Genomic DNA, 10080 nt, shown 5'->3' on the forward strand with positions numbered 1-10080 from the left:
CCCATCGTAGCGCACTTGTGTAGGGGCGGGTTTCACAACTATCGTTTATGACTTCACCCAAATGGAACTAAACCCGCCCCGATCCAATTGTGATTTTGATTCAACTGAGAACTCCCCCATCTCCGCGACAAAGGACGAATGACAAAGGACAAATGACAAATCATTGACAGCGATCGCAGACTCCATGCACCGTCACCTCATAGCTTTCACCCTGCATACCAGAAGGTAGGCGGTTCAAGTCAACGCTTTCAAATGTATCCCAAGGAATATCTTTAATCGCACCGCAACAGCGACAACGAAAATGATGGTGGCGATCGACATTCGCATCGTAACGACAGACACCTTCCTCTAATAAAACTTCCCGCACCAGTCCCACTTCCCGCAGGGCTTGTAGCGCACTGTATACCGTCGCCTGGGAAGACGTTGGCGCTTGGTGATTGAGATCGCTGAGGATTTGATCTGCCGTCGGGTGATCAAAACGAGTCAGCAGATTGGCATAGACAGAAAATCGCTGTGGGGTAACCCTCAACCCCTTGGATTTCAAGACTTTAATCAGGTTTTCTGCTTGCTTCTGCATGGGATTTACCGTTTTCATCAGCAGTTCTTTAATTATAACACTCTTTATTTAGGAGGTATACTTGTCTAGCAGCTAGACTGAAAAATAAGTATTTATTACTATTGACTCATTCTTAAATCAGAATTATTCTGAGTTATAGTTAGATATAGCTAAAGCAAACAAAAATCTAGTCGTCTGTAAAACGAGGTAAATATGGCTGTTATTGATCGTGTACCCGACGCTGTGTTCAAGACTCGCGTGCGTGATGAGTCTGTAGGGGGTTCAAATCCCTACCGTTGGCAAGATCGGACAACGCAGGAAATCTTTGGTGGCAAAAAAGTTGTTGTATTTTCCTTACCGGGTGCGTTTACACCCACTTGTTCGTCCAACCACCTGCCTCGCTATGAAGAACTCTATGATGAGTTCAAGGCACAGGGTGTGGATGAAATCATTTGCCTGTCGGTGAATGATGCGTTTGTTATGTTCCAGTGGGGTAAGCAGCAAGGTGCTGAGAAGGTGTTCTTGCTTCCGGATGGTAATGGCGAGTTTACCCGCAAGATGGGAATGCTAGTCGATAAGTCCAACCTCGGTTTCGGGATGCGTTCCTGGCGCTATTCGATGCTGGTGAACGACGGCAAGATTGAAAAATTCTTTGCAGAACCTGGTTATAGCGACAACTGCCCAGATGACCCCTTTGAAGTTTCTGATGCAGATACGATGCTAGCTTCCCTGAAGGGGCAAGAACCCGCAGGTGTCTCTGAGCCGCGTCTGGCGTTTGTTGGTTAATTTGAACTACCATCTGTGGGGAAACGACATGTCGTTTCCCCACTGTTTGTGTGTGATGGTGTTTGGTGTCTTCTCACTTTGCCAGCCGACACCCGATTCCACTTCAGGGCTACTGAAAACCCAGGTTTCAGCCACCATCCAAACCTGGGTAGTTTATTACCTAAATAACTCAAAAACTTGTCGGCAGAACTGTTTAAGCTTATCACTCACCTCCGGCGCAGGCTGATAATTACCGACACATTGCCAGTTCTCAACCGTCGAAAGTCGCCAAGCTTCTCCTTGATGATTAAATCCTGCGGCATCTAAGCCGATCAAGCGATGAGACTGTTCTAAAGGATCTTGGTAAAACCGAATTTGTAGTAAGATGCTGCGGCTTTGTAACTTTCTACTCCACCCAGGAAAGTGAAAACCGATATCGATTGAGTCGGGATCAACTAGATTGCGGGTATCTGGGTCATTTTGCCAGGGTTTCAAGTCCGCCTTAGCATCGGGAAACTGGGACTTAAACAAGTTGACTATGGCGGCAATTTTGGTGGTTACCTCTAAACCCTTGGCTTGTTCGGCAGCATTCATGATTAAATCTCCTATGGTTAACGCTTATTTACAAGATTGCTTCATTATTTATTACAATTAGCGAGTCTGTTGGCTATCTGTTTAGCAGACAGGGGATATGTTGTGATTTGTTGACAATTCCCGGAGATCGGAAATTACCAGGAAAACTTGCTCAAACGTCTACAGGGCGGTAAGCTCAAAGCACGGTCAAGGTGTAGGAAAAAAAGCGTGTCCATTCAGGAAAACTCAATTCAGGTCGGGTCGCTACAGTGGTTTTATCGGGAAGCCACTCCGGTTAATCCCAGCACACAACCCCCTGTTCTACTGCTTCATGGTTTGCCATCCCAGAGTTACTCATGGTCAGCGCTGATGCCCGATTTAGCCGAAAAAGGATTCCGTGCGATCGCGCCAGACTGGATTGGTGCGGGTTTCTCAGCTAAACCAGACCGTCGTAAGTTTGCCTATACGCCAGATGCTTTTATTAAAGCCTTAGCAGAATTTATCCAACATCTGCAAATCGAGCGATTTTATCTGGTTGTCCAAGGGTTTCTGGGTTCAGTGGGACTCCAATACGCTTTGCGTTACCCCGATCAGGTTGAACGGTTAGCCATTCTCAACACCCCTGTCTCATCAGCGAGTCAGTTACCGTGGAAGATCAAGCAATTGGGCTTACCCTTGGTCGGTGATATGTTGACCCAAGATCCCTTGTTGGTTGATCGCACTTTAGAAGGCGGTAGTGGCTATCGCGTGTCTGATCAAGATTTAGACGTATATCGCCGTCCCTTTCTCAGCAGTTCTGATGCAGGGCGCAGTTTACTGATGACGGTTAAAAACCTGCAACTTAAATCATCTATGGCAGAAATCGAAGCCGGGTTTCGCAACTGGAATCAACCCACATTGATTCTTTGGGGGATCAAAGATCCGTGGCTTCCCTTGGTTCAAGTTCAAGAATTTGCCAAAATGATCAAGAATGTCGAATTGGTAGAACTAGAAGAAGCCGGACATTATCCGCAAGATCATTGGTCTGAGAAGGTGAGTAATAATCTGCTGCTGTTTCTACGCCGTCAAGCCTTGTAAAGAGAGGAGTTGGGGGAGCTGGGGGAGCTGGGGAAGCAGGGGAAGCTGGGGAAGATAGGGGAGATGAGGTGATGAGGAAGTTAACTAAAAACTCTACCTTACCTGTTCCCTTTTCCCTGTTCCTTGTTCCCTATCCTCACCACAAGACTTATTCACCTGCCTATACCCAATTTAAATGCATGGCAACTTATTGTTTGTTGCTATAACCTCCGTAAATTTACTGAAATGAATTAATTGGGGTTAAGTTGATATCCGTAAAATTTCCCTGGAATGGCTAAAAAATAAACAGCTAGGATACAAGAACGAAATAGCTGGGCATCCGCCAGAACCTTATGACGAAAATTTTAGTAATTGAAGATGAATTATCCGTTCGAGACAATATTCTAGAGTTGCTCGAAGCCAACAATTTTCAGGTCACTGAGTCAGACAATGGATTAGCAGGTATCCAACTCGCGACCCAACAATTACCCGATTTAATTGTTTGTGATGTGATGATGCCAGAATTAGATGGCTACGAGGTGTTAACCGCCTTGCGCTCTAATCCAGCCACACAGACGATTCCCTTCATCTTCCTCACCGCTAAAGCCAGCCGAGATGACTGGCGACAAGGAATGGAACTTGGTTCCGATGACTATCTGACCAAACCATTTACCGCTAAAGAACTTCTTAGCGCGATCGCGACTCGTTTGTCAAAGCAGATGGCAATTCAGCAGCAGTCTGAAGCCAAGTTGGATGAGCTACGCAGTAATATCACCTCGGCTTTACCAAGAGAACTGCAAACTCCCCTAAATAGTATCGTGGGTACATCACAGACACTGCTGGCGGACTATATTGAAGCCGCACCTGTCAGATCGATGATCGAAGACATTCAAGCGTCTGGACAGCAATTATCTCGGTCGATTCAAAACTTTTTACTTTATGCTGAATTAGAATTAGCCGAAACCTCCAGTGCACGGCGTCGAACCTTTCAAACCTATCAAACGCGATTTTCATCAGCAATTATTTCCGCTCAAGCGATTGCCAAGGCGCGAGAGTTCAATCGAGAATCTGACCTACTACTAAATTTAACCGATACGGCTGTACAAATGGCAGCACCTCGACTTCAGAAGTTAGTTTTTGAACTTGTCGATAACACTTTTAAATTTTCCCCCGATGGCACACCTGTTACTGTCACCAGTATGGTTAAAAAAAATCGACTGGTTTTGGCAATCAGTAATCAAGGGACAGGAATGACGGCAGAACAAATTGCCCAAGTGGGAAGCTATATGCAGTTTGAGCGCAAACTCTATGATCAACAAGGTTCTGGATTGGGGTTAACCATTGCCAAACGCTTTACTCAATTCCATGGGGGTGAATTCGTCATTGAAAGCGTTCCGGATAAGCAAACTATTGTTACTGTTTCATTACCCGTTGCGAGATAATTGATGCTGTAATCGAATGAAACGCAAACAATATAGCATTACCCTCTGCCATAGTGGAATTATTCAGCCAGACAGGGAATATTTAGGTTGGTTTACTGGTATAAACCCAACCCAAATATTCACCATTTTAGCAGCGACGTCAAGCTACTCGAAACCTGACTCAATTGTCTCTAAGAATGACTAGCTGTGGGGTTAACTACATACTTAAAGTCAGGTGCAGAATTCCACGGCTTATCACCTTGTTGAGGGTTGTCGTCTGACTCTGTTGATAAATTATAGTACAGATCAACAGTGCTATCAGGTTCGATATTGCCAAACATGGGATCAGTGAGTTTACCCATAGAATCTAACGCATTCATAAACATCTTAGTGTGGGAAATTTCGCGGGTAAGTAACTGTACTAGCGTCTCTTTTGTCCCCGGATCAGGTGCTAGTTTAATTAGTGATTCGTAGGTTTGACGAGCGCCTGCTTCTGCGCCTATATTTGCTCGTAAGTCGCGGACAATATCGCCACCTTCATTAATATAGGTAGCCGTCCAAGCAGAGCCTTGACTATCTAAGAAATGAGGACCCATTCCCCGTACTGCAAAGAGCGTACTTTTATACGCATCAGTCTGGTCAACATTTTTGGTGTGAGATTCAATTAGTTTGCCAATCATCTCTAAATGGCTAAATTCCTCAACCGCGATATCTTGCAGCATATTCCGAATGGAGGGATTTTCACAGTGAAAAGACTGCACCCAGTACTGTAGAGCAGCAGTGAGTTCACCTGTAGCGCCACCGAATTGTTCTAACAAGAGTTGGGCAAATTGAGGATGTGCTGTCTCGATATTAACGGGTTGAATGGTTTCCTTTTTGTGGAAAAACATAATTTTTTTGAGTATAGCTATAGAGTCAAAACCTGTCTGCCCAGTTATCAATCAACTGAGCTTAAATACCACAGTAATCAATAAAATTGAATCCTACCTTAACCTAAAGATAGAAACTACTGTAGAGATTGTTTTGAATTGAATCAAGAGTCAACCTAAAAAAATATGTCTTAAGCAATAGACATCCTCCATTTGACTCGAATTAATCGCCTGGGTTAGGTGGATACTTCAGCCAGTAAATAAGCTTTTAATCAGATGTCTGTAGTAACCTACCCCTAATGGATTCAGCGTGACGGAAATAAAGTGAATCCTGACGCCTTACCGGAATTTCTTCCTTTATCGCCTTGAATTGTTGTACTTTACTTTGTAGGGAGAAAGAACGACTCCCTCATGCAGCATGGCAGAAATAACTGACCAGCTCACATCTCCCCTAGCTTATCCCTTGTCCGCCACTCCCCTGCTGAACTTATGAGCCTGCGCCAGAAAACCCTACTCCTGATTGGTCTCACCCTTGCGGGTTTAATCAGTGTCCTCTACGCCAGTCTATCGCTGATTTTAATCCGTAGTTTCGCGCAAATCGAGGAACAACATGCGTATCGTAATGTGCGGCGGGTACAGGAGGCGTTATTCGATGAATTAAATAGTTTAGCTGTTTTAGCGGCTGATTATGGTGAGTGGGATGATACTTATGGGTTTATTGAAGATACCAGTCGAAGTTATATTCAAGAGAATCTATCAGATACAAATTTAACGAATATTAACCTCAACCTGGTTTTATTCTTTAACCGCCAAGATGAATTGGTTTTTGGTAAACATTTTAACTTAGCTCAGCAGCAAGAAATTCCAATTCCCACTCCCTTAATCCAACAACTGAATTCCGATAATGTTCTACTACAGCATCCTGATACCAGTAGTAGTATTACAGGTTTAATTCTCTTACCCCAGGGACTATTAATGATTGCCTCAAATCCCATTCTTACCAACGAGGAAACTGGTCCAATACGAGGGTCTTTGATTATGGGTCGCTACCTGAATGACCAGCGTGTTGAGGCGTTAGCGGAACTCACCCAACTCAATCTTAAGGTGTACCGACTCAATAATAGGCAATTACCAGCTAAATTGCAGACTGTGCAGTCTAGCCTATCTGAACAGGAGTCCCAACCCAATCAGGCTCCCATCTTAATCCAGATTATAAGTCGGGAGGCGATCGCAGGCTATACCCTCCTCCGTGATATCTATGGTCAACCCGCCTTACTCGTCCAAATCGATATCCCACGAGAAATCTATCAACAAGGTCGCATTAGTCTACGTTATCTTATTTTATCTCTCTTGGGTTTAGGGATTCTTTTTAGTGTCGGGACTCTTTTCCTATTGGAAAAAATGGTACTGTCTCGCCTAGCTAGACTGAGTACAAACGTACAGGAAGTTGGCACAAGTAATGACCTATCGCTACGAGTTAGCGCCAAGGGGAATGATGAATTAACCCACCTGGCACAAACAATAAATTCGATGTTAGACGCCTTAGAGTCTTCTACCAAAAACCTGGTTACTGAACGAGAAAAGGCAGAAAATCTCCTTCTGAATATCTTGCCAGCATCTATTGCCAAACGCCTGCAAACAGACTCGGATACCATTGCCGATAGCTTTGAAGAAGCAACGGTTCTCTTTTCTGATATTGTGGACTTTACTCGCCTATCAGGAGAAATCTCACCCACCGAACTGGTCAATCTCCTGAATGAGATTTTCTCACGATTTGACCGTTTAGTAGAACTCCATGGCTTAGAAAAAATTAAAACCATTGGTGATTCCTACATGGTTGTCGGCGGATTACCCTTACCGCGTCGAGATCACGCTGAAGCCGTTGCCGAATTTGCCCTGGATATGCAAGGGGAAATTGATGCGGTTAATGCCCAACAAGGACACGCTTTCATGATGCGTATTGGCATTCACAGTGGTCCCGTAGTCGCTGGCGTGATTGGCTTGAAAAAGTTTATTTATGATTTGTGGGGCGATACAGTTAATATCGCCAGTCGTATGGAATCCCATGGTCTTCCGGGTTATATTCAGGTTTCCGATGCCACGTATGAATATTTAAAGGATAAATACGTTTTTCAAGAACGCGGTTCAATTCATGTTAAAGGTAAGGGAGAAATGACCACATACTTTCTCAAAGAGCGTAAACAGAATGAATCGGATAAATAAGTTTGGTCTAAGAATGAAAACCAACTGTAGGGGCGGGTTTAGCCATTTAATTTGGATACCTACGGATAACCTTTCAACAAAACCCGCCCTTGATCAAGGTTAAAGATGTCTAATAAATAACCAATAACCAATCACATAAGGCGAATGACCAAATTAATCAGCCATCAATAACCAACATCCGGTATACGTCATTCCCGAATCATCCGGTTGCACCAATAAAAAATGTAATCCCTGACTCGTTTGCTTGCGCTGTTCATACAACCTCGCCGCCGTCGCTACCTCTTCATCCTCAAATGTTGCCATCACCCAGCGTTCCACTAATCCGGCTTCTAAAATTAACCCATCCGGCGCACCTGGAATATAATTAAGTGCGACAGGTTGCACATCTTGCAGCCAACGCGCCAATGGCATCGACTGGCGTCCCCCATCAATCACGACTCCGGGAACAGCTACCGTTGAGGCTAAACCTAATTGGAAAGGTAAGAGTTCATTTGGCATCTGTACAATCGGAATCGGGCGTTGGGCAAACCCTTCCTCAATATCCCCTGCGGGAATACTAGCAAATCGCCAGCGATCACCCCAGAGATTTTCTGGTAAGGGTACAGGTGGCGGTTTGTCTAAGCTAAGGGGGTTGTACGCTTCCCCGGTGTAATTCTGGTGCTGTTGATAATCTAACCTTCTTTCCTGTAATCGTTGCTTTAAGGTTGGAGTACGTCGTGTGGCTTCTACCTTAATCTCTAATTGTTGTCCCACCTCCTGGAATAAATTGAACGACTGGGGACGAAAGACGTGAATTGCATCCGGTAATCCTGTCTTAGTCGCCGCGATTTTTACCTGCGATAGCAACCAATCACGGGTTACATCTGGCTGAGGACAGAATGATTGATATATAACATTGCCTGTGGTGTCACAAATTAATAATTCCCATAAGACTTGTCCAGTTTCATCTTGCAGAGGACGCCGATAAAAATCTGCTTGCCAAACATTCATTGATAAAGTCATTTGTCATTCGTATTATCTCATTTGTAAGGGTTTAAGGCTTGTTTACAAAACAAGCGTAATCCTCTGGCCCTCAACAGCTTAACCCCAAAATTAGCGATCGCGTGAATCAAGCTATCCTCAAAGGGATGACACTCCAACCGGAAGCCCGTCCCCAATCCGTGGCAGAATGGATGGTGAGTAAAAGGAAATTGGGTATCCTATAATCGTCTCCAGTTTAGCCCAGACCTGATCATCATTTGTTTATGTAAAGGTTTTTTGAGTCATCCATGGCAAACTCTCGCCAACTTGCATTCCTCGCCCTACGAGATATTCACAAGTTAGGTGCGTTTACAGATATTGCGTTGGATCGAGTGCTTCGTCATACTACTCTTAATCGTGCCGATCGCGCTCTGTTAACCGATTTAGTCTATGGTACAATCAGACACACTCGCACCCTGGATGCCTTAATTGATCAACTGGGGAAGAAAAAAGCCCACCAGCAACCCCCAGACTTGCGCTTCATTCTGCATCTGGGCTTATATCAATTGCGCTATCTGCAACGCATTCCCCCATCAGCCGCCGTTAATACCAGCGTGGAACTAGCTAAAGCCAATCAATTAAAAGGACTAGCTGGAGTAGTTAATGGGGTGCTGAGACAGTATACTCGTCTGAAAGCCAATCCCCAATTAGATGATCCCTTGCAGTTACCCCCCCAACCCATCCAACGTCTGGGTATTCTCTATAGCTTTCCCGACTGGATGATCGAACTGTGGTTAAATCAATTAGGAATCGAGGAAACAGAAGCCCTTTGCCAATGGTTCAACCAACCGCCAACCCTTGACCTGCGGATCAATCCCTTAAAAGCTTCTATCGATACAGTAGAGACAGCAATGCAAGCCGCAGGTATTCAGGTTCAACGCCTTCCTCACCTTCCCCAAGCCTTACGCTTCCAAGGAAGTACAGGTTCAATACAAACGCTTCCTGGATTCAACGAGGGATGGTGGACAATTCAAGATAGTAGCGCTCAACTCGTGAGTCATTTACTTAATCCTCAACCCCATGATGTGATCATTGACGCCTGTGCTGCACCGGGCGGTAAAACCACGCATCTTGCCGAACTCATGGGCGATCGCGGTACAATCTGGGCATGTGATAAAGCCGCGTCTCGCCTAAAAAAAGTCAAAGCTAATACCCAACGGTTACAATTACAATCCATTCAAATCTGCCCAGGGGATAGCCGTGATTTTCCCCAATTTACCCAGATAGCCGATGCTGTTTTACTCGACGCCCCCTGTTCTGGCTTAGGTACGCTGCACCGTCGCCCCGATATCCGTTGGCGTTGTACTCCAGCCAGAGTTAAGGAACTTTCTGTACTGCAAAGTGAACTATTAACTCAGACAGCCACCTGGGTTAAACCTGGAGGCGTCCTCGTTTACGCCACCTGCACTTTGCACCCCCAGGAAAATGAAGCCGTGATTCAAGCCTTTCTGGAACGTCATCCCCACTGGCGTATCGATGCACCCCCGCCGACACTCACCGCCTTTTCTACGCCTCAAGGCTGGCTGAAAGTCTTACCCCATCAGCATCAGATGGATGGCTTTTTTATGGTGAGATTGAAGTATCTGGATTAGTCATT

The 10080-nt window shown here is 45.0% G+C and carries 9 protein-coding genes; 5 read left to right on the forward strand and 4 right to left on the reverse strand.

Features of this window, described 5'->3' with window-relative positions:
• Positions 1 to 160: 160 nt before the first annotated feature.
• The gene (locus ACLFWI_RS19260; protein ID WP_446409515.1) at positions 161 to 577 is read right to left on the reverse strand and encodes a Fur family transcriptional regulator; all 417 of its coding nucleotides are present in this window, start codon (positions 575 to 577) and stop codon (positions 161 to 163) included.
• A 192-nt stretch (positions 578 to 769) separates the two neighbouring features.
• On the opposite strand from ACLFWI_RS19260, the gene ACLFWI_RS19265 reads away from it, so the two are divergent.
• Positions 770 to 1342, forward strand: coding sequence for a redoxin family protein (locus tag ACLFWI_RS19265; RefSeq protein ID WP_446409510.1), 573 nt, complete (start codon positions 770 to 772; stop codon positions 1340 to 1342).
• 156 nt (positions 1343 to 1498) lie between these two features.
• Here ACLFWI_RS19265 and ACLFWI_RS19270 read toward each other — a convergent pair whose 3' ends face one another.
• A complete protein-coding gene (locus ACLFWI_RS19270) occupies positions 1499 to 1915 on the reverse strand; it encodes a hypothetical protein (RefSeq protein ID WP_006103786.1) in 417 nt (138 codons plus the stop codon).
• A 207-nt stretch (positions 1916 to 2122) separates the two neighbouring features.
• On the opposite strand from ACLFWI_RS19270, the gene ACLFWI_RS19275 reads away from it, so the two are divergent.
• Together ACLFWI_RS19275 and ACLFWI_RS19280 are read left to right on the forward strand one after the other, a co-directional pair.
• Positions 2123 to 2971 carry an alpha/beta fold hydrolase gene (locus tag ACLFWI_RS19275; RefSeq protein ID WP_446409512.1) on the forward strand — a complete coding sequence of 283 codons (849 nt, stop codon included), beginning with the start codon at positions 2123 to 2125 and terminating at the stop codon, positions 2969 to 2971.
• A 332-nt stretch (positions 2972 to 3303) separates the two neighbouring features.
• Positions 3304 to 4392 carry a hybrid sensor histidine kinase/response regulator gene (locus ACLFWI_RS19280; protein ID WP_446414250.1) on the forward strand — a complete coding sequence of 363 codons (1089 nt, stop codon included), beginning with the start codon at positions 3304 to 3306 and terminating at the stop codon, positions 4390 to 4392.
• A gap of 170 nt (positions 4393 to 4562) precedes the next feature.
• Here the strand turns inward: ACLFWI_RS19280 and ACLFWI_RS19285 are convergent, their stop codons facing one another.
• Positions 4563 to 5261, reverse strand: coding sequence for a manganese catalase family protein (locus ACLFWI_RS19285; protein WP_446414251.1), 699 nt, complete (start codon positions 5259 to 5261; stop codon positions 4563 to 4565).
• 468 nt (positions 5262 to 5729) lie between these two features.
• Here ACLFWI_RS19285 and ACLFWI_RS19290 point away from each other — a divergent pair, with 468 nt between their 5' ends.
• Positions 5730 to 7463, forward strand: a complete 1734-nt coding sequence (locus ACLFWI_RS19290) for an adenylate/guanylate cyclase domain-containing protein (protein ID WP_446414252.1) — start codon at positions 5730 to 5732, stop codon at positions 7461 to 7463.
• A 153-nt stretch (positions 7464 to 7616) separates the two neighbouring features.
• Here ACLFWI_RS19290 and ACLFWI_RS19295 read toward each other — a convergent pair whose 3' ends face one another.
• Positions 7617 to 8453 carry a Tab2 family RNA-binding protein gene (locus ACLFWI_RS19295; RefSeq protein ID WP_446414254.1) on the reverse strand — a complete coding sequence of 279 codons (837 nt, stop codon included), beginning with the start codon at positions 8451 to 8453 and terminating at the stop codon, positions 7617 to 7619.
• A 278-nt stretch (positions 8454 to 8731) separates the two neighbouring features.
• Between ACLFWI_RS19295 and ACLFWI_RS19300 the strand changes: the two genes are divergently transcribed.
• A complete protein-coding gene (locus ACLFWI_RS19300) occupies positions 8732 to 10075 on the forward strand; it encodes a 16S rRNA (cytosine(967)-C(5))-methyltransferase (protein WP_446414253.1) in 1344 nt (447 codons plus the stop codon).
• Positions 10076 to 10080: the final 5 nt, after the last annotated feature.

The organism is Coleofasciculus sp., assembly GCF_046539235.1.
GTDB lineage: Bacteria > Cyanobacteriota > Cyanobacteriia > Cyanobacteriales > Coleofasciculaceae > Coleofasciculus.

What these genes read in the sequence shown, in the direction of transcription:
- ACLFWI_RS19260 (WP_446409515.1), bottom strand. Translation starts at nt 577, where the DNA reads ATGCAGAAGCAAGCAGAAAACCTGATTAAAGTCTTGAAATCCAAGGGG.
- ACLFWI_RS19265 (WP_446409510.1), top strand. Translation starts at nt 770, where the DNA reads ATGGCTGTTATTGATCGTGTACCCGACGCTGTGTTCAAGACTCGCGTG.
- ACLFWI_RS19270 (WP_006103786.1), bottom strand. Translation starts at nt 1,915, where the DNA reads ATGAATGCTGCCGAACAAGCCAAGGGTTTAGAGGTAACCACCAAAATT.
- ACLFWI_RS19280 (WP_446414250.1), top strand. Translation starts at nt 3,304, where the DNA reads ATGACGAAAATTTTAGTAATTGAAGATGAATTATCCGTTCGAGACAAT.
- ACLFWI_RS19285 (WP_446414251.1), bottom strand. Translation starts at nt 5,261, where the DNA reads ATGTTTTTCCACAAAAAGGAAACCATTCAACCCGTTAATATCGAGACA.
- ACLFWI_RS19290 (WP_446414252.1), top strand. Translation starts at nt 5,730, where the DNA reads ATGAGCCTGCGCCAGAAAACCCTACTCCTGATTGGTCTCACCCTTGCG.
- ACLFWI_RS19295 (WP_446414254.1), bottom strand. Translation starts at nt 8,453, where the DNA reads ATGAATGTTTGGCAAGCAGATTTTTATCGGCGTCCTCTGCAAGATGAA.
- ACLFWI_RS19300 (WP_446414253.1), top strand. Translation starts at nt 8,732, where the DNA reads ATGGCAAACTCTCGCCAACTTGCATTCCTCGCCCTACGAGATATTCAC.